Genomic DNA, 24,362 nt, shown 5'->3' on the forward strand with positions numbered 1-24,362 from the left:
TTACGGCGCGGGCGCCTGAGAGGAAGGAGTGGGTCCCTCCTCGGACGACGCACGCCCCGAGGCATCCGTGCGCGTGCCCGTCGACGGCCGTGCCCGGCGCCGACCCCAGATCGATCGCGGCGTTCCCGGAACGAGCCGCGCCCAGAACGGCGGCTCATCCTTCTCGGCGAGCGCGGCGGGCACGTCGATGTGGAAGTCAGCGAGCTCCTCGGCCCCATGGTGCACGACCCGGTAGAGCGCCGTGCCGATGAGCACGCCGAGCGCGATGGACATGATCGACGTGAGCGCGTCCGCGAAATCCTGGAGCCCGCGCGCCGTGCCGACGGCCTCGGTCAGCCCGACGAGTCCGGCGGCACCGGGCACGAGCAGCCAGAATCCCGGCAGGAACGTCAGTTGCGACGGCGCCCCGTTCCGCAGCGTCGCGATCCAGAGCACCACCGGCGTCATCGCGAGTGCCCCGATGAATCCCCCGACCGTCGAGCCGAGCAGCAGCCCGCCGACCGACTGGCCGGTGTACGCGACGAGCAGCACGAGCAGCACCCAGCCGAAGGTGCGCCGGGGTGCCGAGAAATGCAGGTAGTTGCCGATCGCGAACAGCAGTACACCCACGAGGGCGACCCACCAGGGGAAGGGCGCGGATGCCTCGAGCGGCGAGTAGCTCGAACTCTCGACGCCGACCACGGTGCCCGCGGCGAGGATGCCGAACGCGAGGAGCGCCAGCTGCACGAGACCGAAGACGAGCCGCGACGCTCCCGCGAGCATCTGCCCGCCCGCGAGCTCGCCCACGGCGGTCGTCAGCACCCCACCGGGCAGGAAGGTCGCGAGCGGGGCGATGAGCAGCCTGATCGGGTCGCCGATCTCGACGTACGGCGCGATGAGGAAGACGGCGAGCGCGCTCGCGAACGCCGCGAACACCGGGAAGACGAGCTGGAGGGTGGGCGACCGCACGAGCTTCGCGAGCCCGACGAACGCGCCGAGGCCGAACGCGATGAGCGCGCCCTGCCAGGTCGGGGTGAGCAGCAGCGCGAGGCCGGTCACCAGGACGGCATGCCCGAAGGTGCGGACGAGCCATCCATGACCCGGCTTCATCGCGCCGATCGCGTTGAGCCGCTTGATTCCGTCGAGCGGATCGATCTCGGCGCGCTCGGCCTGCCCGATAAGCGTGTACAGCGCCGCGATCTGGTCGAAGCGGAACGAGGCGTTCACCGCGGACCTGATCGCGACGCGCCCCGCCTCGCCCGCGCCCGTCTCCACGATGATCACCGTCGGCAGCACGACGAAGTCGGTGCCGTCGCTCCCGTATGCCCTTGAGACCCGCACGAGGGTGTCGCGGATGTGGTCGACGGAATCGGCGGCCGCGTTCATGCCCTCCGCGAGCCCGAGGAGGAATCGGCGGAGAAGGGCGGGATCGGCGGCGACGGTCATCGAGGCGAACTCGTCAGGCGACGACCACGAAGGAGAGCAGCACGCCGACGATCATCGCCGAGACGACGTACACGAGGTTCGGCAGCTGGAACGAGTGGTCGAACACGAACTTGCCGAGCTTCGTCGTTCCGGTCTGGTCGAACGCGGCCGTCGCCACCTGCGACCCGTTGGCGGGCAGCGTGTACATGCCCATCGCCGAGGGCCAGAGCCCGACGATGAGCGAGGCCGGCAGTCCGATCGCGAGGCCGATGGGCACGATGGCGTTCGTCGCGCTCGACTGGCTCGTCGTGAGCATGGCGACGAGGAACAGCGCGAGCGCGAAGAGCAGCGCGCCGACGAACGCCGACGACCCCGAGACCATCGAGCCGAGACCCGCGACGATGAGGTCGTTGTTGTACGCGACGAAGGTGTTCGCGAGCCAGGCGATGCCGAACAGCGCGAAGGCACCGACCATGCCGGCCGGGAACGTCGACTGCTTCGGCACGTCGGCCGACTTGACCTTGCAGAAGACGAAGATGAGCGCCGCGATGACGCCCATGGTGACCTCGATGATGATCGTCACCGAGACGCGCACGGGATCGCCGGCGTCATCGGTGCCGATGACAGGGCGGAGTCCTTCGAACAGCCCCATGAGGACGATGAACCCGACACCGGCGAGGAAGATCGATGCGGACAGCACCGCCGTGCGGGGCAGCTTCTTCGTTCTCGCGTCTTCGACCGGCGGCTTGATGAGGTGCTCGGCGAGGCGTCGCTGGTACTCGGGGTCGTCCTCGAGGTTCTTGCCGTGCCGAACCATGACGAGGGCGGCGAGGAAGAGACCGACGATCGACGCCGGCCACATGATGAGCAGGACCTGCCCGAGGTCGACGCCGCTCGGCGCGAGGAGCACGACGAGCGAGGCGGTCGCGGCCGAGACCGGGCTGCAGAGGATGCCGACCTGCGAGGCGACGGCCGAGACCGACAGCGCCCGCTCCGGGCGGATCTTCTGCTGGTAGGAGACGTCGTAGATGACCGGGAGCAGCGGGTAGAAGATGTTGCCCGTGCCCGCACCGACGGTGAAGAGGAACGACATCGCGGGGGCGAGGAAGACGACGCTCTTCGGACGAGACCTGATCGCCCTGGCCGCCACCGACACCATCCAGTCGATGCCGCCGGCCGCCTGCATCACCGAAGCCGCCACGATCACCGTGAGCACGATGAACACGGCGTCGACGGGCGCGTTGCCGGGTGCGGTCTGGAACCCGAAGACGAGCACCGCGACCCCGACGAGGCCCCAGACGCCGAGCCCGATCCCGCTCGTGCGGGTGCCCATGAAGATCGCCAGGACGACGACGATCAGCTGGGCGAAGAGGATCCAGACGTTGTCGTTCACGCGCTCGGTCCCTTCACGATCGGTCCGCGACCCTCGAGCACCTCGACCGGGAGCGGGGTCTCGACGATCCGGCCGTCGATCGCCTCGACGCGAAGGGCGAGCGCGGGGTCGACGGGGCTGATCGCCGTGACGAACTCCTGATTCTCGAAGTGCAGCGACTGGAGGTTGCCGACGGCGTACCCCGTCGCGAGCTCGCCGCCCTTGAGCGCGGCGTGGAAGATCGGCTGCCGCTGGTCCTCCGCGTCGTAGTGGGGGCAGAAGCTGCCGTGCAGGAAGCCGAGCCCCTCGGGCAGCACCTGGAGGGTCGGCCCGTAACTGTCGGTCGTGCCGCCCTCGAACCAGCAGATTCCGCCGGCCGAGCCGCCCGTGAAGACGACGTTCGAGCCCGGGTCCTCCCACATCTCGCGCATGATCTCGTCGAGCCCCTGCCGCTTCCACACATCGAGCATGTTCGCCGTGTTGCCCCCGCCGACGTGGATCACGTCGAAGCCCCTGACGAACCCCGCGAGGTCGTCGAGATCCCGATGGAAGAGCGTGAGGTGGTGCGGCGCGCAGCGGTCGGAGTCGTAGGTCTTGTAGAAGCTCAGCGCGTACGCCGCCTCGTCGCCCGTCGCCGTGCCCACGAAGAGCACCCTCGGTCGCTCCTTGCCCGTCAATCGCAGGATGTAGTCGTGCGTCGGATCAGCCCGACGCTCCATCATGGCCTTGCCTGCCCCGGTCGCCACCACGTGCGCCATCGGTCCCCCCTCGTCGCGATGCACCTGCGGGTCACGCTATCGGGAGATGACCTCGTCGGTCGAGTAGGCGCGCAGGGGCGCGGATCGAGATCCCCCCAACGCATCCCGATCCGCTGCGGTCGAACACGACGGCACAGAGGAAGGGCCGCCCCGCGGGGTGTCCCTCCCCCGCGCGGCGGCCCTTTCAGAGGGCCGCGCCTCACGATCGGAGGGTGTCCCTCCCCCGCGCGGCGGCCCTGCAGTCCCGGAGAACGGACCTCCGGGGATTCGCGGCACTCAGACGGTGCGCGCGAACGTCTCCCGCGGCTGGCGGCGGTAGCCGTCACGAGCGGTGACGACGATCGCGCCGACGACGGCGACGACGGAAACGGTGCCGAGAAGCACGATGACGCTGATCACGATGGATCCCTTCGACGAAGACGGTGCGGGCTGGTCGAGCGACTCTGCGCCGTTGCACGTGTTCGAACCTGCACTATTCTTCCGCGTCGAAACTTTCAGCACAAGCTCACAATTCTACAATGACGATGTAGAATCTCTACATGGATGTCCGCCGCCTCGATCTGCTCCGCGAACTCGCCGAGCGCGGTTCGGTGACCGCGGTCGCCGAGGCCACGGGACGGACCCCCTCGGCCGTCTCGCAGCAGCTCAAGGTGCTCGAACGCGAGGCCGGCATGCCGCTCACCGAGCGCAGCGGGCGAGGCGTCGTGCTGACGAGCGCGGGACATGCGCTGGCCCGCAGCGCGACCGACGTCGCGATCGCCCTCGAACGCGCGACCTCCCTGTGGGACGAGTTCCGCAACCACCCGAGCGGCGAGGTCACGCTGATGACCTTCCCGACCATCGGCGCGACGGTGCTGCCCGCGGTGATGACCGAGCTCTCGCAGATCGCCGGCCTCGTCGTGCACGCCACCGACCTCGACCCCGAGCTCGCCGAGTTCGCCGACCTCACGAGCGACCACGACATCGTGCTCGCCCACACCATGCCGGGCGTGCTGCCGTGGGGCGGCCGGGGGCTTCGGGCCGTGCCGCTGCTCACCGAGCCGCTCGACATCGGCCTGCCGGCCGACCATCGGCTGGCCGGCCGTTCGCACCTCACGCCGAGCGACCTCGTCGATGAGACCTGGCTCGGCGTGCCGCCGGGATTCCCCTTCGAGCGGATCCTGCACGCGATCGAACAGCAGACGGGCCGACGGGCGCTGGTGAGTCAGCGTTTCAGCGACATGCGCATCATCGAGGCCTTCATCGAGGCGGGGCTCGGCATCGCGTTCGTGCCGCGGTTCACGAGCGGCGCCGTTCCCGAATCGATCGTGCTGAAGCCGCTCCGCGGCGTGGCATCCGCCCGACAGATCGTCGCCCTCGTACGCCCCGACGTCGCCGAACGCCTCGCCGTGCGCACCGTGCTCGACGTGCTCGTCTCGCAGTCGGCGCGGCTCGAGCGCGAGCACATGGCCGACTAGGCGGCGCCCGACCGCGGCTCCGTGCCGCGCACCACGTCGTAGGCGAGCACGAGGCTGCCCATCGAGGTGGTGTCGAACCCCGTCAGCACGAGCGGGCGCGGTGCTTCGAGCTCGCCGAAGAGCCGCTTGCCCGAACCGAGCAGCAGGGGGTGCACGAACAACCGGAACCCGTCGATCAGGTCGGCCTCGAGGAGCGACCGCACGAGCACGCCGCTGCCGAGGATCGCGAGGTCGCCCTCTCCTGTTCGCTTCAGCGCGCGCACGCCGTCGGTCGCGTCGCCGGCCAGTGGTCGCGTGTTCGTCCAGTCGAACGTGGTGAGGCTGCGGCTGGCGACGTACTTCTCGGTGGCGTTCAGGTGCGCGGCCATCGGGTTCTCGTCGGGCACCGACGGCCAGAAGGCCGCCAACTTCTCGTAGGTCTTCCGGCCGAAGAGATAGGCCGTCGTGTCATCGAGCCCGCCGGCGACGGTGGAGGCGTGGATCGCATCGGCGTAGGGTGCTCCCCAACCGCCGTGCTCGAAGCCGCCCTCGCGGTCCTCGTCGGGCGATCCCAGTCCCTGCATGACCCCGTCGACCGAGAGGAACTCGATCGCGATCAATCTGCGCATCAGCTTCTCCTTTCACACTCCATGCTGCTCCGCCCGGGCGGCGCAGTGCTTGAAGGAAATCGATCGACGATGACGAACGACGCACGCCCCGAGGCATCCGCACCCCGACCCGTGCTGGTGCGTCACCCCGTGCGCCCCGAGCTCGCCGGGCTCGTGGCGGGCATCGTCGGCCATCACGAGCGCGTCGACCGGCCGGTGGTCCGCCGCCAGGTCGCCGGAAGCCTGATCCCCCTGGTGCTGTCGTTCGGCACGCCGCTCGACGTGATCGACCTCTCGGCAGGCGAGGAGCGCGGTCGCCGCACCTCGTTCGTCGCGGGCATCATGCCCGGCCATGCGACCACCTCGTTCGAGCACGAGCAGCACTGCCTGCAGATCTACCTCACCCCACTCGGCGTCATGCGCTTGCTCGGCCTGCCGGGCCGCGAGCTCGCGGCGCGCGTCGTCGATCTCGCCGATGCGGTGCCCGCGTTCGACGACCGGCTCGTGGAACGGCTGCACGAGGCCCGTACCTGGCCGCGCCGCTTCGAACTGGTCGATCGGGTGCTGCTCGACCTGCTCGGGCACGGCCGCCCGGTCGAGCCCTTCGTCGCGTGGATGTGGCGGCAGATCGAACGCTCGGGCGGCCGGGCCAGGATCGGCGAGCTGGTCGAGCAGACCGGGTGGAGCCAGCGCCACGCGACCGCGCGCTTCACCGAGGAGGTCGGCATCCGGCCGAAGACGGCGGCGAGCGTCGTGCGGTTCGAGCACGCCCTCGCGGAACTGCGGGATCGCCCGGCCGCCGAGGTCGCGGCCGCCGTCGGCTTCGCCGACCAGAGCCATCTCGTGCGAGAGTTCCGCAGGTTCGCGGGATGGACGCCAACCGAGCTGCTCCGCACCGAGCCCACGACCGCCCAGGCCGCGATCGGTTGACGACGCGACGAGCCGGTCCGGCGACAGGGTCCGACGACGCGATTGGCGATCGGCCACCACCGGCGCCCGCAGCTCGCCGCGGCCGCGAGAGGGGGTCGCCAAAGACCCGCCCCGCGCCGCGACCGTCGCGGTAGGCTCCGGCACCATGGCCGATGACGCGATCCTCCTCGACGTGACCGACGGGCTCGCCCGCGTCACCCTCAACCGCCCCGCTCGACTCAACGCGGTCGACCCCGACGCGATCGCCCGCTGGCAGGCGATCGCGCACGAGGTCGCCGAGCGCGACGATATCGGCGCGGTGCTGCTGGATGCCTCGGGGCGAGCGTTCTGCGCGGGCGGCGACGTCGTGGCGATGTCGGAGCTCGCCGCCGCGGGCGGCGATGCGGCGACCGTCATCACGGAGCTCGCCGATCGGATCCACGACGGCCACCTGACGCTGCGCGAGAGCGCGAAGCCGATCGTCGCGGCGGTGCAGGGGCCCGTCGCGGGCGGAGGGCTCGGCTTCATGCTCGTCGCCGACCTCGTCGTGGCGAGCGAGCAGGCGAGGTTCTCGAGCCGCTACAGCGACATCGGGCTGACGCCCGACTGCGGCGTGAGCACGCTGCTGCCCGAGGCGGTCGGCACGCGCCGCGCGCTCGAGCTCACCCTCACCCCGCGCACGATCACCGCCGCCGAGGCGCTCGACTGGGGCCTCGTCACCGAGGTCGTGCCGCACGAGGAGGTCGCCGGCAGGGCACGCGCGATCGCGCAGTCGTGGCTCGACGGTGCGACCGGCGCCTTCGGCCAGGCCAAACGGCTCGTGCGGTCGGGTCTCGCGCGTTCGTTCCAGGACGCGCTCGACGACGAGGCGCGCACCATCGGCGCCGCCTTCGCCACCCCCGAGGCTCAGTCCCGCATCGCGAGGTTCACTCGCCGCTGACGGGCTCCTTCAGGCGGGGACGACGATCTCGAGATCGTCGAACCGCCGAAAGTCGCGGTCGAAACTCGCGACCGGGCATGCGTACGCCCGCGCCACCGAGGCGATGTACGCATCGGGGATCAGATTGCCGACCGCCTGCGATTCGAGACAGACGCGGGCGAACAGCGCCAGCCCGTCGACGAGCCCCGGCATCACCCGGTACCCGGCCGATCCTGTCACGCTGGTGACGAATTCGAAAGCCTCGGCAGCGGTCGCCGGGACCTCGAAGATCGCCTGATTGGTCGCGATCCGCACGAAGCCGATCCAGACGGCGTCGGGAACGACGACCTCGTCACCGCCCGAGAGCATCTGCTCGAGCCACGGACGGGCCAGTTCGTGCTGGGCGTGGTCCTGACGGAACGCGGCGAGCAGCACGTTGACGTCGACGACGATCATGCACGCTCGCCGCTCGCGTCGAGCGCGTCGTAGAGCCCGCGGTTCGACCCGTCGACCCCCGGCCGCATTCCCGTGCCTCGAGTGAAGACGGGCAGCGAAACCGGAGCGCTCCGACCGATCTCGCTCACGAGTTCGCGGCGAACCGCCTCTTCGACGAACTCGCCCAGCGTCAGATGTCGCTCTGCGGCACGCCGCTTGGCGACCGCGAGCAGCCGTTCGTCGATGTTCAGCGTGGTCCGCACGCTTCGATTCTACCGAGACGACGCATCACATGCATCACCTCACCTGCATCAAGCGCATCACCTTTCTGGAATTACTCGTGCTGCGGGAAACCCAGGTTCAAGCCGCCATGGCTCGGGTCGAGCCAGCGCGAGGTGATCGCCTTCTCCTGCGTGAAGAAGTCGAAGCCGCGAGCCCCGTACGCCTTCGCATCGCCGAAGAACGAGTCCTTCCAGCCGCCGAACGAGTGGTGGGCCACCGGCACCGGGATCGGCACGTTGATGCCGACCATGCCGACCGTCACCTCGCGCTGGAATCGCCTGGCCGCCCCGCCGTCGTTCGTGAAGATCGCCGTGCCGTTGCCGTAGGGCGAACGGTTGATGATCTCGAGCCCGTCTTCGTACCCGTCGACGCGCACCACCGAGAGCACCGGCCCGAAGATCTCGTCGCGGTACACGGCCGACGACGTCGGCACGCGGTCGACGAGGGTCGGGCCGAGCCAGAATCCGGCCGAGTCGCCGTCGACGACCGGGTCGCGACCGTCGACCACGAGACTCGCTCCGTCGGCCGAGGCGACGTCGAGGTACGCCGCGACCTTGTCGCGGTGCTCGCGGGTGATCAGGGGGCCCATGTCGCACCCCCGCGTTCCGTCGCCGGTCGTCAGGCGCGACATCCGCTCGGCCACCTTCGCGACGAACTCGTCGGCGATCGAATCGACCGCGAGCACCGCCGAGATGGCCATGCAGCGCTCGCCCGCCGAGCCGAAGCCGGCGTTGACAGCGGCGTCGGCGGCGAGGTCGAGGTCGGCGTCGGGCAGCACGAGCATGTGGTTCTTCGCACCGCCGAGGGCCTGCACGCGCTTGCCGTTGGCCGTCGCGGTCGCGTAGATGTACTGCGCGATCGGCGTCGAGCCGACGAACGAGATCGATCGCACGGTCGGGTGGTGCAGCAGGGCATCGACGGCGACCTTGTCGCCGTGCACGACGTTGAGCACACCGTCGGGGAGCCCGGCCTCCTGCATGAGCCGCGCCAGCCAGACGGCCGCCGAGGGATCCTTCTCGGACGGCTTCAGCACCACGGTGTTGCCCGTCGCGATCGCGAGCGGGAAGAACCACAGCGGCACCATCGCCGGGAAGTTGAACGGCGAGATGATGCCGACGACGCCGACCGGCTGCCGCAGCGTGTAGACGTCGATGCCCGTCGACACGTTCTCGCTGTACTCGCCCTTGGTGTAGCCGGGCATCGCGCAGGCGAGCTCGACGACCTCGAGGCCGCGGGCGATCTCGCCCGCGGCGTCGCCGAGCACCTTGCCGTGCTCGCTGGTGAGGATCGCGGCGAGCTCGTCGGCGCGACCGGCGAGCAGTTCGCGGAATCTGAACATCACCTGCTGCCGCTTCGCGATCGAGGTGTCGCGCCACCCGGGGAACGCGCGCGCCGCGGCCTCGACCGCGGCGTCGACGTCGTCGGTCGACGCGAAGTGCACGCGGCGCTGCTCGACGCCGAGTGCGGGGTTGTAGACGGGGCCGCTGCGGGCGGCGTCGCCCGCGACGGACGCCCCGTCGATCCAGTGCTCGATGAAGTCGGTCATGGTCTCCTCGTTTCCTCGTCGGACGTCAGTCGCCGGATTCGGCGGTCGCCAGCACGTCGTCGTAGATCGCCATCGCGTCGGCGACCTCCTCGGCCGTCACCACGCACGGCGGCACCACGTGGATGCGGTTGTCCTGGATGAACGGCAGCAGCCCACGCTCGACGAGCGCGGCCTTGATGCGGCCCATCGCCACGGCAGGCAACGGTTCGCGGGTCTTCCGGTCGGCGACGAGCTCGAGCGCCCAGAAGACGCCCTCGCCGCGCACCTCGCCGATGACCCGGTGCCGTTCTGCGAGATCCTCGAGCGCGGGCCCGATCGACTCGGCCCCGATCTCGCGCGCGTGCTCGACGATGCCCTCGGACGCCATCGCATCGAGGGTCGCCACGATCGACGCCATCGCAAGCGGGTGTCCCGAGTAGGTCAGGCCGCCAGGGAACACCCGCTCGTCGAAGGTCGCCGCGATCTCGTCGGAGATGACGACGCCGCCCGCCGGCACGTAGCCCGAGTTCACGCCCTTCGCGAAGGTGATCAGATCGGGGCGCACGTCGTAGCCGTCGAATGCGAACCAGCGACCGGTGCGGCCGAAGCCCGCCATCACCTCGTCGAGGATGAGCATGATGCCGTGCCGATCGCAGAGCTCGCGCACCCCGGCGAGATAACCCGGGGGCGGCACGAGCACTCCCGCCGTGCCGGGAATCGTCTCGAGCAGCACCGCCGCGATCGACGACGGCCCCTCGGCCTCGATGACCCGGCGCAGGTGGCGCTGGGCGCGCTCGGACTCCTCCTCGGGGTTCGACGCCCAGAATTCCGAGCGGTAGAGGTAGGGGCCGAAGAAGTGCACGTGCGCGCGGGCGAACTCGTTGGGCACGCGCCGCCAATCGCCCGTCGCGACGATCGCGGCGCCCGTGTTGCCGTGGTACGAGCGGTACGTCGAGAGCACCTTGTCGCGCCCCGTGTGCAGACGCGCCATGCGAATGGCGTTCTCGTTGGCATCCGCGCCGCCGTTCGTGAAGAACACCTTGTTGAAACCGGACGGCGCGCGCGCGACGATGCGCCTCGCCGCCTCGCCGCGGGCGAGGTTCGCCGTCGACGGCGCGACGGTCGTCAGCAGCTCGGCCTGTTCGCGGATCGCCTCCACGACCGCCGGATGCTGGTGTCCGATGTTGACGTTCACGAGCTGGCTCGAGAAGTCGAGGTACTCGCGGCCGGCGTGATCCCAGACGCGCGCGCCGCGTCCGCTCGCGACGACGAGCCCGGAGGACTGCGCCTGCGCCGACCAGGAGTGGAAGACGTGGTCGCGGTCGAGTTCGCGGGCGAGCTCATCGAGTCCGTCGGTGAGGTTGTCGGTCATGGGGTCCCCTTCTCGTCTCCGTCCGGTGATCGAGTAGCGAAGCGTATCGAGATCTCGTGAGGGGCCTCGATACGGTCGCTGCGCTCCCTACTCGACCACCGGTACTCCGTTCATCGCTTCGCGGTCACGTGCTCGGTGAGCGCCGGGATCACGGTCTCGCCGTAGACCCGCAACGTCTCCTCTTTGTTGTCGTGCTGGAGGTAGCCGGCGAACTGGTCGACGCCGAGGTCGGCCAGCTGCTTCAGCTTCGCGATGTGCTCCTCGGCCGTGCCGAGCACGCAGAACCGGTCGACGATCTCGTCGGGAACGAACTCGGTGTGCACGTTGCCCGCCCGCCCGTGCTCGTTGTAGTCGTACCCCTCGCGGCCCGTGATGTAGTCGGTCAGCGCCCGCGGCACGGCGCCCCCCGAGGCATCCGATCTCGAACCGTACTTCGCGACGAGGTCGGCGACGTGGTTGCCGACCATGCCGCCGAACCAGCGGCACTGCTCGCGCATGTGCCCCCAGTCGTCGCCGATGTACATGGGCGACGCCACGCAGAACTTGATCGACAGCGGGTCGCGCCCGACGGCCTCGGCGGCGTCGCGCACGTGCTGGATCATCCACGCGGCGATGTCGAGGTCGGCCAGCTGCAGGATGAAGCCGTCGCCGACCTCGCCCGCCAGCGTCAACGCCATCGGTCCGTACGCGGCGACCCACACCTCGAGCTCGGAGCCCCGCGACCACGGGAACTGCAGTTGCGACCCCTTGTAGTCGACCGGCCGCGAGTTCGCGAGCTCGCGGATGACGTGGATCGACTCCCGCAGCTCCCTGATCGTGACCGGCTTGCCGTTCGTGACGCGCACCGCCGAGTCGCCGCGACCGATGCCGCAGATCGTGCGGTTGCCGTACATCTCGTTGAGGGTGGCGAAGATCGACGCCGTGACCGTCCAGTCCCGGGTGGCCGGGTTGGTGACGAAGGGGCCCACCTTGATGCGGTGGGTCTCGGCGAGGATCTTGCTGTGGATGACGTACGGCTCCTGCCAGAGCAGGTGCGAGTCGAACGTCCACGCGGTGCTGAAGCCGAACTGCTCGGCGAGCTTGGCGAGGTGCACGGTGCGTGAGGCGGGCGGGTTGGTCTGGAGGACGACGCCGAAATCCATCTGATGCTCCCTTCTCTTCTGTGGGTTGAGGAGGCCGCCTGCGGCCGTCTCGAAACCCGTTGTTCGAGGTACCGGGGTTTCGAGACGGCGCTGGCGCGCCTCCTCAACCCGCGGCGAAGTTCACAGCAGGTACTGGCTGAGGCCCCGCTTCAGGAACCTCCCGTCGCCCTTGGCGCCGAGGTACTCGTCGCCGTCGACGATGACCTTGCCCCGTGAGAGCACGGTGTCGACGTGCCCGTCGATCTCGTAGCCCTCCCAGGCCGAGTAGTCCATGTTCATATGGTGCGTGCGCCCCTCGCCGTACCCGATCGAGGTGTGCCCGTTCGGGTCGTAGACGACGAGGTCGGCGTCGGCTCCGGGCTGGATGACGCCCTTCGTGCCGTAGACCCCGAACATGCGCGCGGGTGTCGTCGACGTGAGCTCGACCCAGCGTTCGAGGGTGATCTCGCCCGTGACGACGCCCTGGTACATGAGGTCCATGCGGTGCTCGACCCCGCCGATGCCGTTCGGGATCTTCCGGAAGTCGCCGAGCCCGAGCTCCTTCTGGTCCTTCATGCAGAAGGGGCAGTGGTCGGTCGAGACCATCTGGAGGTCGTTCGTGCGCAGCGCCTGCCACATCGAGTGCTGGTGGCCTTCGGCGCGCGAGCGCAGCGGGGTCGAGCACACCCACTTGGCGCCCTCGAAGGCGCCCCATTCATCGCTGGATGCCCCGAGCTGATCTTCGAGCGAGAGGTAGAGGTACTGCGGGCAGGTCTCGCCGAAGACGTTCTGCCCCTTGTCGCGCGCCCAGGCGAGCTGCTCGACGGCCTGCTTCGCCGACACGTGCACGACGTAGAGCGGGGCGCCGGTGAGCTTCGCGAGCATGATCGCCCGGTGCGTCGCCTCCTCCTCCATCTCCCAGGCGCGGGCGATGCCGTGGTAGTACGGGTCGGTGTTGCCCGCGTCGACGAGCTGCTGGGCGAGCACGTCGATGGCGGGGCCGTTCTCGGCGTGCATCATCGTCAGCATGCCGGTGTCGCGCGAGACCTGCATGGCCTTGAGGATCTGCGCGTCGTCCGAGTAGAAGACGCCGGGGTAGGCCATGAAGAGCTTGAAGCTCGAGATGCCCTCGTCGGGCAATCGCTTCATCGCGGCGAGCGAGTCGGCGTCGACGTCGCCGACGATCTGGTGGAATCCGTAATCGATCGCGCAGTTGCCCGAGGCCTTCTCGTGCCAGGCGGCCAGCCCGTCTTCGATGCGCTGGCCGTAGCTCTGCACGGCGAAGTCGATGATCGAGGTCGTGCCGCCGTGCGCCGCGGCACGGGTGCCGGTCTCGAAGGTGTCGGAGGCCTCGGTGCCGCCGAACGGCAGCTGCATGTGGGTGTGGGCGTCGATGCCGCCGGGGATCACGTACTTTCCGGTGGCGTCGATGACGCGGTCCACGGATGCCGCGACATCCGTGCCGAGCAGTCGGCTGCCGGGTTCGAGCACCGCGCGGATCGTCTCGCCGTCGATGAGCACGTCGGCCGCGGCGCGGCCGGTGGCGCCGACGACGGTGCCGCCGGTGATGAGGGTGGTGGTCATGATCTCGATACGCTCCTTCGTCGCTACTCGATCAACAGGGGTTACGGCTTCGCGATCCTCGCGTAGGAGTCGGGCCGGCGGTCGCGGTAGAACTGCCAGTCGTCGCGCATCTGCTGCACCATGTCGAGGTCGAGGTCGCGCACGAGCAGCTCCTCGTGCTCGCTCGAGCCGCGCTCGCCGACGAAGTCGCCGCGCGGGTCGATGACCTGGCTCGTGCCGTAGAAGTCGACGGCGAGGTCGCCGTACTCGTTGTCCTCGCGGCCGACCCGGTTGGGCTGCAGCACGAAGTAGCCGTTCGCGACGGCGGCGCACGGCCCCTCGACCTCCCACAGGCGGTTCGAGAGCCCGGGCTTCGTCGCGTTCGGATTGAAGACCAGGTGCGCGTCGTTCAGGCCGAGCTCGCGCCAGCCCTCGGGGAAGTGGCGGTCGTAGCAGATGTACATGCCGACGCGGCCGACGGCGGTCTCGAAGACGGGGTAGCCGAGGTTGCCGGGACGGAAGTAGAACTTCTCCCAGAAGCGGTCGAGGTGCGGCAGGTGGTGCTTGCGGTACTTGCCGAGGATGGTTCCGTCGGCGTCGACGAGCACGGAGGTGTTGTAGTAGACGCCCGTCTCGGCCTCTTCGTAGATCGGCAGCACGCAGACGACCCCGAGCTCCTTCGCGAGGTCGGCGAAGCGCTGCACGATGGGCCCCTCGGCCGACTCGGCGAAGCGGTAGTACTTCTGGTCCTGCGTGATGCCGAAGTACGGGCCGTAGAACAGCTCTTGGAAGCAGACGACCTCGGCGCCCTGCGCCTTCGCATCGCGGGCGAACTGCTCGTGCTTGTCGAGCATCGAGGCCTTGTCGCCGGTCCACGTGGTCTGCGTGATGGCCGCTCTGACGATCGTCATGAATGTCTCCTGAGTCGGGCGGCGCCATTGCCGTTCACTCGAGGATCGCCTGGCGTGGTGCTCGTGTCAGGTGCTCGCCGGGTGGTGCTGCGACGCCGAGATGTACCGATTGAACTGCCGGTGGAACTGCCGAACCAGGGGCTTGTGGCCCGTTCTGTTATTGTTCGGCTTGAACATTTCTCTTCTGTTTCACTCTGTGACGCTGTGGTTACATATCTTGTCCCTTGCGCGGTTCGGAGGCAATGGTGGTGTCAGGTATTCGAATGGATGCCTCGCGATTGATCGAACTCGCCGAGTTCACCGATGCCTCGCCGCGCACGATCGCCGGCGACGTCGCCCGGCTCGTGAACGGCGGCGAACTCGCCGCGGGCGACCGACTGCCCACCGTGCGCGAGCTCGCCGCCGCCTTGAGCGTCAGCCCCGCGACGATCAGCCAGGCGTGGCAGGCCCTCGCCCGCGCGGGCGTCATCGAGAGCCGGGGCCGCGCCGGCAGCTTCGTGCGCGGTGCCGAAGCACTCCGGCTCGCCCCGCGCATGCGCGGCATGGCCGCCCCCGACGACCCCGTGCGGCTCGACCTCTCGCGCGGCACCCCCGACCCGCTGCTGCTGCCCGCCCTCGGCCCCGCGCTCTCGCGCGTCTCGACGCGGGCCGAGACCGGCAGCTACCAGGCCGAACCCGTCATCCCCGCGCTCGCCCGCGCCCTGCGCGACTCGTGGCCGAGCGACGCCGAGTCGATCATGGTCGTCGACGGCGCCCTCGACGCGATCTCGCGCACGCTCGAGGAGCTCGTACGCTTCGGCGATCGGGTGGTCGTCGAGAGCCCCGGGTTCCCGCCGTTCCTCGACCTGCTCGACGTGCTCGGCGCGGTCGCGGTGCCGGTGCGGCTCGACGAGCACGGCATGGTGCCCGAGGCGCTCGCCGTCGCACTGCGCAAACGGCCGGCGGCCGTGCTGCTGCAGCCGCGCGCACAGAACCCGACCGGGGCATCCATGACCGCCGAACGCGCCGAAGCGCTCGCCCGCACCATCGCGAACGCCGAACGCGTCGACGACCTCGTCGTCATCGAAGACGACCACTCGGGCCTCATCTCGATCGAGGGCGACGTGACCCTCGGCACCTGGCTGCCCGGTCGCGTCGTGCATGTGCGCAGCTTCTCGAAGTCGCACGGCCCCGACCTGCGCATCGCCGCCCTCGGCGGGCCGCGCGAGCTCGTCGAGCACATCGCCGGGCGTCGCATGCTCGGCCCCGGCTGGACGTCGCGCATGGTGCAGACGATCCTGCTCGACCTGCTCACCGACGGCGCCTCGATCGACGCCGTCACCGAGGCGCGACGGCAGTACTTCACGCGCCAGCGCATGCTCGGCGACGCGCTCCGCGAGCGCGGCGTCGCCGTGCGGCACGCCGACGGCATCAACCTCTGGATGCCGGTGCTCGGCGAGCGCTCGGCGCTCGTGCAACTCGCGGTCGCGGGCATCAGGGTCGCCGCCGGTTCCCCCTTCCTCGCCGCGAACGGCACGGATGCCACGGGCGCGGGCCGGACGCGACGCCCGGTCGAGTTCGTGCGCGTCACGGTCGGCCTCGTGCGCGACGACGTCGACGGGGTGGCCGACGCGCTCGCGACGGCCGCGCAGCACGTCGTGGCGGGAGGCTACTGAGGGCGGTGCCGGTTACGGCGCGAGCCCGAAGCCGAAGACGAGGACGTTGCTGAGCACTGCGGGCGCCGCCATGATGCCGATCCCTCCGATGAGACCGGTCAGCGCAGGCCTGCGGCCCGATCCGTCGAGCCGACCGGCACGACTCAGCCCGATCGCACCGAACACGATCGCGAGCCCCGTCAGGGCCGTCACGGGTATCGACCCGATCAACGCCACCAAGGTGCCCACCGTCTTGACCGTGGAGTTCGGCAGCAGCATCAGACAGATCGGCACGATCCAGAAGAGGACGGCGATCGGCAACGCCCAGAGGAACAGCGCCCGCGCCCGCTGCGCGGCGGTGTTCACTCCGCGATCGGCCGGCTTCGACCGGAAGTCCTCGTCGGACCATTCGCGACCGTCCCACCAGCGGAGCAGATCAGGTGCCTCGGGATCGTCGTACCACCCGGGCGGCGTGGCCGACGGTTGGAGACCATGAGTCAACGCGCACCCTCCTTCGATCGAAGGCCATTCTGCATGAACCGCGGGGCGGATCGCTGCTCATCCGGCGTCGGCGCCGCCGAATAGGCTCGCCCCATGGCCGACCTCGACGACATCCGCCGCATCGCGGCCGGGCTGCCGGGCAGCGAAGAGCGGGCGATGACCGGCGGCGCCGCATGGTTCGTGCGCAACAAGCTCTTCGTCTGGGAGTGCCACCCGTGGCCGAGCATCCCCGACGACATGCGCGAGGTCATCGCCGCCGAGCTCGTGGTCGGGGTGAAGGTCGCCGACCCGGTCGACGCGCTCGCTCTCCGTGAGATGCAGCCCGAGGTGTTCCTGCGCGCGACGACCCGGTGGGGCGAGCCGAAGGTCGCGTTCCGCATGGCAGGCATCGCCGACGACCACCTCGACGAGCTCGTGACCGAGGCGTGGCGGGTGCAGGCGCCGAGGTATCTGCGGCGCGAGTTCGGGTTCGACGACGCGTAGGTGTCGCCGCCCCGACGACGACTACCGGCGGTCTCGCGGATCGGCCGCTTCACGCCGTTCGGTGAGTGCCGTGAAGGTGACCTCGTACTCGCCGTCCGGCCAGAGCAGCACCCGATGAACGAACCGCCCGTCCGGCTCGAGGTCGATCTCGTCGTAGACGATCTCGGTCTCAGCGTCGAACAGCCGGAGGGATTCGATCGTCGCCCCGGGCTCCAGGCGAAGTTCCGGATCGATGTACGTCAGTTCGATGAACTCGTAGCCGACCTGCAGATCGCCGATGAGCGCGCGGAGCACCAACGCCTCGCCCGGTCGCAAGTCGAAGACATGAACTTGCGCGTCGTGCAGGTTGATTCCGTCTGCCAAGCGTTCGGCACCCGACGTAAGACCCGGCAGCACGAGCGCACGCTGGGCCTCGTACGCCTGCCAGCGCTCTCTCACCTCATCGTCGCCGAGTGAGCCGAATGCCCATTCTCGAGTGAGCCACTTCATCGTCACGTTCGAGAATCTATTCGCCTCTGGCACGTGGCGCGGTGCCATGCTGGTCGGATGTCGCAGCCGAACGACCTTCTCGCCGTCCTCATCGACGCCGACAACGTGCCGCCGTCGAAGATCGGGGCCGTCCTCACCGAGGTCGCACGCTTCGGCACCGCCTCGGTCAAGCGCGTCTACGGCGACTGGACCACGCCGAACCTCGGCAGCTGGAAGTCCGTCGCGAGCGAGCACGTGATCCAGCCGATGCAGCAGTTCGCGAACACCGTCGGTAAGAACGCCACCGACAGCGCGCTCATCATCGACGCGATGGACCTGCTGTATACGGGGCGATTCCGCGGATTCTGCATCGTGTCGTCCGACAGCGACTTCACCCGGCTCGCGTCGCGCATCCGCGAAGAGGGCGTCACCGTCCACGGTTTCGGCGAGCGCAAGACGCCCGAGGCGTTCCGGAACGCGTGTGACCAGTTCACCTACCTCGAGGTGCTCGACGAGCCCGCGGCGGAGAGCACGGCGCCGGTTTCGACCCGCATTCCCGGCCCGAAGCTGCGCAGCGACACCAAGCTCGTGCACGGTCTGCGGACGAGCGTGTCCACGGCATCGGGCGAAGACGGCTGGGCGAACCTCGCTCCGGTCGGCCTGCTCATGCGCAAGCAGCACCCCGACTTCGACCCGCGCAACTGGGGCTATGCGAAGCTCTCGGACCTCGTTCGCGCGACCGAGCTTTTCGTGGTCGAATCGCGCCCGGGCGGCGTGCGAGTGCAGAGCCGGAAGAAGAACGGCGTCTGAAAGTCTCCACGCCCGATCGGCGCTCGCCGCCACGTCGGGGTCCCGAGGCAACTCTGGGCACTTCGCTTCACCGGGCGAACCCTCGAATCTTGAGATGCCCCCACGCTGCGGCCTGCATCAGCCCCCAGATGATCATCCCGAGCGCGAGCGCCCAGGGGACGAACGGTCCCACGCTCATCCAGCCGGCTGCGTGGACGATGTCATTTTCCGTGTCACTGATGATCCCCGTCGGCTGGTACCCGGCTCGGACCGAGCCCCCCGGCTCGACCCAGCCGTCGAGGCGAATGTCGGTCTCGGTGATGGTCCGATCGTCTGACACCCAGGTACCGATGCTGCTGCACCCTTTGCGAGTCTCCTGGCAGTACTCCTCGGTGAACGTCCCCCAGACGACCGGTTCCTGCGCGTCGATGGTTGTGATGACGGCCAGTACGAGAAAGATGAGCGCGAACGCCCCGATCATCACGTAGACGGCGACCCGTTGAACGCCACGAACCGCGCGCGAACGTGCGCTGCCCTGTCGGCCTCGTCGGTCACCTGACATCGGACCCACGGGCGGGAGTCGAACGAGCGATGTCCGGATACACGTCGCGATCCTATGCGGCCGCGGCCTCGCACGGCAGACTGACCCCGTGAGCCAGCGCAGCCGGGCATGGGTGCTGCACGTCGACCTCGACCAGTTCATCGCGGCGGTCGAGGTGCTGCGGCGCCCCGAGCTCGCGGGCAAGCCGGTGATCGTCGGCGGCCGGGGCGATCCGACCGAGCGAGCGGTCGTGTCGACCGCGTCGTACGAGGCGCGGGAGTTCGGCGTCGGATCGGGCATGCCGTTGCGGATCGCGGCGCGCAAGGCGCCGGAGGCGATCATCCTGCCGGTCGACCACGAGGCGTACACCGCGGCATCCGAGGAGGTGATGGCGACGCTGCGCGCGCAGCCCGGGGCGACGGTGCAGGTCCTCGGCTGGGACGAGGCGTTCGTCGGCGTCGAGACCGACGAGCCCGAGTCGACGGCGCGAGACCTGCAGCGCGCGGTGCTCGAGCGCACCCGGCTGCACTGCAGCGTGGGCATCGGCGACACGCTCGTACGCGCCAAGGTCGCGACGGGGTTCGGCAAGCCGCAGGGCGTGTTCCGGCTGACCGCGGAGAACTGGCTCGAGGTCATGGGCGACCGGCCCACGAAGGAGATGTGGGGCATCGGCACGAAGATCTCGCGGCGCCTGGCCGCGCTCGGCATCACGACGATCGGCGAGCTCGCCGCGGCCGACCCCGAGGCCGCCGGACTCGTCGCCGAGTTCGGCCCGCGCATGGGCCCCTGGTACGCGCAGCTCGGGCGCGGCGAGGGCGCACGCGTCGTCGACGACACCCCCTGGGTCGCGCGCGGCCACAGCCGCGAGACGACCTATCAGCACGACCTCGTCGAGGCGTCCGAGATCGAGGGCGCGATCCGAGAACTGGCCTCGCAGGTGCTCGCGGATGTCACGGCCGAGGGCCGCCCGGTCGTCGGCCTCGCACTCAAGGTGCGGTACGCGCCGTTCATCACGAAGACGTTCACCAAGAAGATCGCCGAGACCGGCGACCACGAGGTCGTGCTCGCGCGCATGCTCGAGCTCGCCGGCCGCATCGAACCCGATCGGCCGGTGCGCCTGCTCGGCCTGCGCGCCGAGATGCGGATGCCCGACGAGGCGCGCGACGGGCACACGCCTACCCGCAGCGGGTGGTGAACGCCGGGGCGTCGCTCACGCGCTGAGCGCACGGCTAGCGTGGGATCCGTGAAGATCACGGTGCTCGCCGGCGGAGTCGGCGGTTCGAAGTTCGTGCTGGGCGTCCGCGAGGAGTGCGCGCGGCGGTGGCCCGGTGCCGACGGCAGCGCCGAGGCATCCAGCGCGGAGATCACCGTGATCGTGAACACCGGCGACGACGTGTGGCTCGCCGGCGTGCGGCTCATGCCCGACTTCGATTCGCTGCTCTACGCGCTCGCGGGCGTGAACGACACCGAGCGCGGATGGGGCCGTGCCGGCGAGACCGAGCGCGTCGCGGCCGAGCTCCGCGAGTGGGGCGTCGGCTGGCCGTGGTTCACCCTCGGCGACCTCGACCTCGGCACCCACCTCGCCCGCACGTCGTGGCTGCGCGACGGCCTCACCCCGTCGCAGATCGGCGAGCGCCTGCAGCGGCGCTGGCCGCTCGGGGTTCGGCTCATCCCGGCGACCGACACCGAGGTCGACACGTGGGTGCGGGTCGCCGACCCCGAGGCTCCCGGCGGCGAGCGCGAGATGCACTTCCAGGAGTGGTGGACCCGCCACCGCGCCGCCCTGCCGGCGCTCGCGTTCACGCAGCGCAACCTCGACGCGGCGCGACCCGCACCCGGCGTCGCCGAGGCGATCGCCGACGCCGACGCCGTGCTCGTTGCGCCGTCGAACCCGGTCGTCTCGATCGGTACGATCCTCTCGATCCCGGGCATCCGCGAGGCGCTCGCGGCGACCGCGGCCCCGGTCGTCGGCGTCTCCCCCATCATCGGCGGAAAGGTGGTGCGCGGCATGGCCGACGCCTGCCTGCCGGTCATCGGCGTCGACACGACCGCCGAGGGAGTCGGTCTCCACTACGGTGCGCGATCGGCCGGCAGCCTGCTCGACGCCTGGCTCGTCGACGAGACGGATGCCTCGGCGCTCGACCCGCTCGCCGACGCCGGCCTCATCGCGGCGGCGACCCCGCTGTGGATGCGCGACCTCGACACCTCGGCCGCCCTCGCCGGCGCCGCGCTCGACCTCGCCGCATCGGTCGCGTAGTCCCCACGCTCGCAGCGCGAGACCCCGGACCTGGACCACGGCCTCGGTCTCGGCCTCGGTCTCGGTCTCAGCCTCGGCCTCGGTCTCGGTCCGCATCGGGATCCGAGGTGCTGATCGGCATCGGTCACCAGACGGGGCGGCCCGCCGGGTCCGTCGAACAGCGACTGAGCTGGTCACGTCAGCACTCGGGCGCGGGGTTCGCGTTCGCGGGTGTGTGGCCGTGTGGCCATGTGGCCGGACCCGGAGTGGCCATGTGGCCATGTGGCCGGACCCGGAGTGGCCGTGTGGTCGGACCCGGAGTGGCCGTGTGGCCATGTGGCCGGACCCGGAGTGGCCATGCGGCCATGTGGCCGGGCTCGCGGGATGGAACCTCGCCGGGCGGGTCGCAGGAGCATACGACGCGGGCGGCACGCCACATCGGCGCGCCGCCCGGTTCGTCCTGCGATTCGTCACGACGCCGCGAACAGCGGCTGAACCGAGCGCGTCAGGCGACCCACTCCACGAGCTGCCAGATGAGTCCGTTCGCGTCGGCGAACTGGCAGTAGCGCTCCCCCTATGGCTCGGTCTCCGGCGCCGTCACGACTCGAGCACCGGCGGCCTCGATGCGCGCGAACTCGTCGTCGAGGTGCTCGACGACGAACACGAGCAAGAGCCCCTGGCCCGCACTCCCGGCGATCTCGGCCGGCTTGAAGGTCGCCAGCCCGGTCACGAGGAAGATGAGGTTCGAGTTCGACGCGGGGTGCGTGAGCGAGACGAATCCGTCGGCCGCCATCGCCTTCTCGTAGCCGAAGTGCATCATGGCGAAGCCGGCCGAGGCCTCGACATCGGACACGTTGAGCGACACGGCGGTCTGGGTGATGTTCATGGAGTCTCCCGTCGGTAAATCTCTGTACGTTGTACAGTTCAATGTACAACGTACAGTTATAGCGCAGATATTCCCGAGGAGGCCCGCATTGCCCGAACCACTGCTCGACCTCCTTTGGCGCAACCGCGCGGACGTACCCGTCATCCGTCGTCGTGGCCCGAAGGCGCGCCACTCGACCACCGATGTCGTCACCCTCGCCATCGACCTCGCCGACGAAGACGGGCTCGGCGCGGTCACGATCCGAGCGCTGGCGCAGAAGCTCGAATTGACGCCGATGTCGGTCTACACGCACGTGAACAGCCGAGACGACCTCCTCGTGCTCATGGCCGACCAGGCGCACGCGCGCATGACGCCGACGTCGTTCGCGCGTTCGGCATGGCGAACCCGAGTGCGCCGCGTGGCCGACGACAACCTCGCGCTCCTGAAGGAGCATCCGTGGCTGCTCGACCTCGACGACCCGCGAACCGCCCTCGGGCCCGGCACCATCGCGAAGTACGACCGCGAACTGCACGCCTTCGACGGCACCTCGCTCGACGACGTCGCGCGCGACGCAGCACTGACCTTCGTGCTCGACTTCACCCGCGCGACCGCCGCGCGCATCGTGGTGCGGCCGGCGACCGGCGAGTTCGGCGAGTTGTGGGAGCAGTCGGTGGCGGGGCTGGTCGCGTACCTCGGCGACGACCTCCCCCTCGCCCAGCGGGTCGGCCGTGTCGCCGGCGAGGCGATGGGCGGCCCGTACGACGCCGAGCGGGCGTGGCAGTTCGGCCTGGCGCGGGTGCTCGCGGGGCTCGCCGACCTCGAGGGCATCGACCCGGCCCCGCTCGTCGACTGACCTCGTCGGAACCGGATCGACCTGACCCAGGAACCGCCGATGACTCCACCCGGGGCCGGCCGACGAGCCGAGCGGGTAGCGAAGGGCCGCCGAAGCTCGGCCCGACCCGGCCGCTGTCAAGCCCGCTGCCGTGCCGGAGCGGGCCTGCGACCGGCCGCCGGCCCCGAAGGATGGCCGGGACAGCTACGGGATGTAGTCGACGAGTCCCTGCGGCGCGACCGCCGCGCGATACCGCTCGACGAGTGCGCGCCATCCCGACTCGGGCGTGAACTCGTGCGCGTGCACCGCCTCGGTGAAGTGCCACAGCAGGTACGGGTGCGCCCCGAGCGCGTACAGCGCTGCGAAGTCGCGCCCAACGAAGGCCGCCCGCTCGGCATCGGTCAGCGAGCGGTCGTCGGTCGCGGCCTCCGGCCCGGGGGCGGCCCCGAGCCATCCCTCGACGTACGCGGCCGGGTCGTCGACGTAGGCGGCGACCCGCTCGTCGCTCAGCTCGACCCATCGAAGGAACTTGTCGACCATGTACTTCGTCATCGTTTGCTCCCCCACAGGAAGAACGGGCTCGACGCGAATCGCGACTCGGCGACGTCGACGACGTCGGCGGGCCGCCCGCCCATCGCGGCGAGCGCGGTGATCGCGTTGAGGTACTGGTAGGTCATGCATCCGGCGTCGAGCAGGCGCTCGAAGTCGCTGCACACGCGGACGGCCCCCTCGAGGTCGCCGTCCCGCATCCACCCGGCAGCGGCTTCGTCGAACGCGGGGTCGGGCGAGCCCGCGAAGGTGCGCGGCCCGCCCACGTCGTTGGCCATGTGGCCCGAGGTCAGCAGGGCGACGCGGGCGTCCGAGTCCCAGGAGGAGATCGCCCGCCGCACGTGCTCGCCGAGCGCGATGAACCTGCGCACCGACGGCACGGGCGGCATCGACGCGTTCGTGTGGATCGGCACGACGGGAAGGTCGAGCTCGGGCCTGACGTACTGCAGCGGGATGACGAAACTGTGGTCGAGCCGCCACTCGAGACTCACCGAGAGGTCGACCGTCTCGGGCAGCACCGCGCGACCGGTGATCGCATCGGCGAGCTCGCGGTGCCCGGCGAGCTCGACGTGCTCCATGCCGAAGGTGCGCACCTCGTTCTCCCAGGTGCCGTGATACGACTCGGCCTTGCCGACGACGAAGGCGGGCGAGTTGTCGTAGAAGAACTGTCGCAGGTGGTCGGTGCCGATCACGACGATCGCGTCGAGCTCGTGCTCGGCGAACGCCTGACGGATCCGCGCGAACCCCGCCGCCACCCCCGCGAGATCGTCGGGCATCGGGTCGCGCATCGAGCGCCAGAGCAGGGGGTTGTGCGGCGTCACCGCCGCGAGCACGAGTTCGGCCATGTCG

Annotated in this window: 27 protein-coding genes; 9 read left to right on the top strand and 18 right to left on the bottom strand. The window is 69.9% G+C overall.

What is annotated here, in order from left to right; all coding sequences use genetic code 11:
* The 4 genes from H516_RS18695 to H516_RS22825 form a co-directional block, all read right to left on the bottom strand.
* Positions 1-1,425 (bottom strand): threonine/serine exporter family protein, encoded by a 1,425-nt coding sequence (locus H516_RS18695; RefSeq protein ID WP_022888862.1) that lies wholly within the window; start codon positions 1,423-1,425, stop codon positions 1-3.
* Between the two features lie 13 nt (positions 1,426-1,438).
* Positions 1,439-2,797: an anaerobic C4-dicarboxylate transporter family protein gene (locus H516_RS0106250; protein ID WP_022888863.1), complete on the bottom strand. Its 1,359-nt coding sequence runs from the start codon at positions 2,795-2,797 to the stop codon at positions 1,439-1,441.
* Complete coding sequence (locus tag H516_RS0106255) at positions 2,794-3,534, bottom strand: Type 1 glutamine amidotransferase-like domain-containing protein (RefSeq protein WP_026378496.1); 741 nt, start codon at positions 3,532-3,534, stop codon at positions 2,794-2,796. The genes H516_RS0106250 and H516_RS0106255 overlap by 4 nt, the downstream gene beginning before the upstream one ends.
* A gap of 276 nt (positions 3,535-3,810) precedes the next feature.
* Positions 3,811-3,933 (bottom strand): hypothetical protein, encoded by a 123-nt coding sequence (locus tag H516_RS22825; RefSeq protein WP_022888865.1) that lies wholly within the window; start codon positions 3,931-3,933, stop codon positions 3,811-3,813.
* Positions 3,934-4,073: 140 nt separating this feature from the next.
* On the opposite strand from H516_RS22825, the gene H516_RS0106265 reads away from it, so the two are divergent.
* Positions 4,074-4,991, top strand: a complete 918-nt coding sequence (locus H516_RS0106265; protein ID WP_022888866.1) for a LysR family transcriptional regulator — start codon at positions 4,074-4,076, stop codon at positions 4,989-4,991.
* On the opposite strand, the gene H516_RS0106270 is transcribed toward H516_RS0106265, so the two are convergent.
* Complete coding sequence (locus tag H516_RS0106270) at positions 4,988-5,599, bottom strand: dihydrofolate reductase family protein (protein WP_022888867.1); 612 nt, start codon at positions 5,597-5,599, stop codon at positions 4,988-4,990. The two genes, H516_RS0106265 and H516_RS0106270, sit on opposite strands and share 4 nt — an antisense overlap.
* Positions 5,600-5,668: 69 nt before the next feature.
* Between H516_RS0106270 and H516_RS18700 the strand changes: the two genes are divergently transcribed.
* Together H516_RS18700 and H516_RS0106280 are read left to right on the top strand one after the other, a co-directional pair.
* The gene (locus tag H516_RS18700; protein WP_022888868.1) at positions 5,669-6,508 is read left to right on the top strand and encodes a helix-turn-helix transcriptional regulator; all 840 of its coding nucleotides are present in this window, start codon (positions 5,669-5,671) and stop codon (positions 6,506-6,508) included.
* Between the two features lie 145 nt (positions 6,509-6,653).
* Positions 6,654-7,427, top strand: a complete 774-nt coding sequence (locus tag H516_RS0106280) for an enoyl-CoA hydratase/isomerase family protein (RefSeq protein ID WP_022888869.1) — start codon at positions 6,654-6,656, stop codon at positions 7,425-7,427.
* Between the two features lie 9 nt (positions 7,428-7,436).
* Here the strand turns inward: H516_RS0106280 and H516_RS0106285 are convergent, their stop codons facing one another.
* The 7 genes from H516_RS0106285 to H516_RS0106315 all read right to left on the bottom strand — a co-directional run bounded on the left by H516_RS0106285 (position 7,437) and on the right by H516_RS0106315 (position 14,615).
* Entirely contained in the window at positions 7,437-7,862 is a 426-nt protein-coding gene (locus H516_RS0106285; protein WP_022888870.1) for a TA system VapC family ribonuclease toxin, read from the bottom strand.
* Entirely contained in the window at positions 7,859-8,104 is a 246-nt protein-coding gene (locus H516_RS0106290; protein ID WP_022888871.1) for a hypothetical protein, read from the bottom strand. The genes H516_RS0106285 and H516_RS0106290 overlap by 4 nt, the downstream gene beginning before the upstream one ends.
* A gap of 71 nt (positions 8,105-8,175) precedes the next feature.
* Positions 8,176-9,669 carry a CoA-acylating methylmalonate-semialdehyde dehydrogenase gene (locus tag H516_RS0106295; RefSeq protein WP_022888872.1) on the bottom strand — a complete coding sequence of 498 codons (1,494 nt, stop codon included), beginning with the start codon at positions 9,667-9,669 and terminating at the stop codon, positions 8,176-8,178.
* A 25-nt stretch (positions 9,670-9,694) separates the two neighbouring features.
* A complete protein-coding gene (locus H516_RS0106300; protein ID WP_022888873.1) occupies positions 9,695-11,020 on the bottom strand; it encodes an aspartate aminotransferase family protein in 1,326 nt (441 codons plus the stop codon).
* Between the two features lie 110 nt (positions 11,021-11,130).
* Positions 11,131-12,162 (bottom strand): TIGR03842 family LLM class F420-dependent oxidoreductase, encoded by a 1,032-nt coding sequence (locus H516_RS0106305; protein WP_022888874.1) that lies wholly within the window; start codon positions 12,160-12,162, stop codon positions 11,131-11,133.
* 120 nt (positions 12,163-12,282) lie between these two features.
* Entirely contained in the window at positions 12,283-13,725 is a 1,443-nt protein-coding gene (gene hydA, locus H516_RS0106310; RefSeq protein WP_022888875.1) for a dihydropyrimidinase, read from the bottom strand.
* 41 nt (positions 13,726-13,766) lie between these two features.
* On the bottom strand, positions 13,767-14,615 hold the full coding sequence (locus H516_RS0106315; protein ID WP_022888876.1) for a nitrilase-related carbon-nitrogen hydrolase: 849 nt from the start codon (positions 14,613-14,615) through the stop codon (positions 13,767-13,769).
* 248 nt (positions 14,616-14,863) lie between these two features.
* On the opposite strand from H516_RS0106315, the gene H516_RS0106320 reads away from it, so the two are divergent.
* Positions 14,864-16,270, top strand: coding sequence for an aminotransferase-like domain-containing protein (locus H516_RS0106320; RefSeq protein WP_245561735.1), 1,407 nt, complete (start codon positions 14,864-14,866; stop codon positions 16,268-16,270).
* A gap of 12 nt (positions 16,271-16,282) precedes the next feature.
* Here H516_RS0106320 and H516_RS0106325 read toward each other — a convergent pair whose 3' ends face one another.
* On the bottom strand, positions 16,283-16,750 hold the full coding sequence (locus H516_RS0106325) for a DUF2510 domain-containing protein (RefSeq protein ID WP_022888878.1): 468 nt from the start codon (positions 16,748-16,750) through the stop codon (positions 16,283-16,285).
* 93 nt (positions 16,751-16,843) lie between these two features.
* On the opposite strand from H516_RS0106325, the gene H516_RS0106330 reads away from it, so the two are divergent.
* Positions 16,844-17,233, top strand: a complete 390-nt coding sequence (locus H516_RS0106330) for an MmcQ/YjbR family DNA-binding protein (RefSeq protein ID WP_022888879.1) — start codon at positions 16,844-16,846, stop codon at positions 17,231-17,233.
* Positions 17,234-17,254: 21 nt separating this feature from the next.
* On the opposite strand, the gene H516_RS0106335 is transcribed toward H516_RS0106330, so the two are convergent.
* A complete protein-coding gene (locus H516_RS0106335) occupies positions 17,255-17,728 on the bottom strand; it encodes a hypothetical protein (protein WP_022888880.1) in 474 nt (157 codons plus the stop codon).
* A gap of 51 nt (positions 17,729-17,779) precedes the next feature.
* On the opposite strand from H516_RS0106335, the gene H516_RS0106340 reads away from it, so the two are divergent.
* Entirely contained in the window at positions 17,780-18,511 is a 732-nt protein-coding gene (locus H516_RS0106340) for an NYN domain-containing protein (protein WP_022888881.1), read from the top strand.
* Positions 18,512-18,578: 67 nt separating this feature from the next.
* On the opposite strand, the gene H516_RS0106345 is transcribed toward H516_RS0106340, so the two are convergent.
* Positions 18,579-19,061 carry a hypothetical protein gene (locus tag H516_RS0106345; RefSeq protein ID WP_157432166.1) on the bottom strand — a complete coding sequence of 161 codons (483 nt, stop codon included), beginning with the start codon at positions 19,059-19,061 and terminating at the stop codon, positions 18,579-18,581.
* A 79-nt stretch (positions 19,062-19,140) separates the two neighbouring features.
* Between H516_RS0106345 and H516_RS0106350 the strand changes: the two genes are divergently transcribed.
* Together H516_RS0106350 and cofD are read left to right on the top strand one after the other, a co-directional pair.
* Positions 19,141-20,226 (top strand): DNA polymerase IV, encoded by a 1,086-nt coding sequence (locus tag H516_RS0106350; protein WP_022888883.1) that lies wholly within the window; start codon positions 19,141-19,143, stop codon positions 20,224-20,226.
* 48 nt (positions 20,227-20,274) lie between these two features.
* Positions 20,275-21,288, top strand: a complete 1,014-nt coding sequence (gene cofD / locus H516_RS0106355; RefSeq protein ID WP_026378499.1) for a 2-phospho-L-lactate transferase — start codon at positions 20,275-20,277, stop codon at positions 21,286-21,288.
* A gap of 553 nt (positions 21,289-21,841) precedes the next feature.
* Here cofD and H516_RS20910 read toward each other — a convergent pair.
* Complete coding sequence (locus tag H516_RS20910) at positions 21,842-22,153, bottom strand: VOC family protein (RefSeq protein ID WP_245561736.1); 312 nt, start codon at positions 22,151-22,153, stop codon at positions 21,842-21,844.
* An 88-nt stretch (positions 22,154-22,241) separates the two neighbouring features.
* Between H516_RS20910 and H516_RS0106365 the strand changes: the two genes are divergently transcribed.
* Entirely contained in the window at positions 22,242-22,985 is a 744-nt protein-coding gene (locus H516_RS0106365) for a TetR/AcrR family transcriptional regulator (protein WP_022888885.1), read from the top strand.
* Between the two features lie 183 nt (positions 22,986-23,168).
* Here H516_RS0106365 and H516_RS21215 read toward each other — a convergent pair whose 3' ends face one another.
* A complete protein-coding gene (locus tag H516_RS21215) occupies positions 23,169-23,516 on the bottom strand; it encodes a hypothetical protein (RefSeq protein WP_022888886.1) in 348 nt (115 codons plus the stop codon).
* Positions 23,513-24,358 carry a DODA-type extradiol aromatic ring-opening family dioxygenase gene (locus tag H516_RS18715; protein WP_022888887.1) on the bottom strand — a complete coding sequence of 282 codons (846 nt, stop codon included), beginning with the start codon at positions 24,356-24,358 and terminating at the stop codon, positions 23,513-23,515. The genes H516_RS21215 and H516_RS18715 overlap by 4 nt, the downstream gene beginning before the upstream one ends.
* Positions 24,359-24,362 lie beyond the last annotated feature (4 nt).

Source organism: Agromyces italicus DSM 16388, assembly GCF_000421545.1.
Lineage (GTDB): Bacteria > Actinomycetota > Actinomycetes > Actinomycetales > Microbacteriaceae > Agromyces > Agromyces italicus.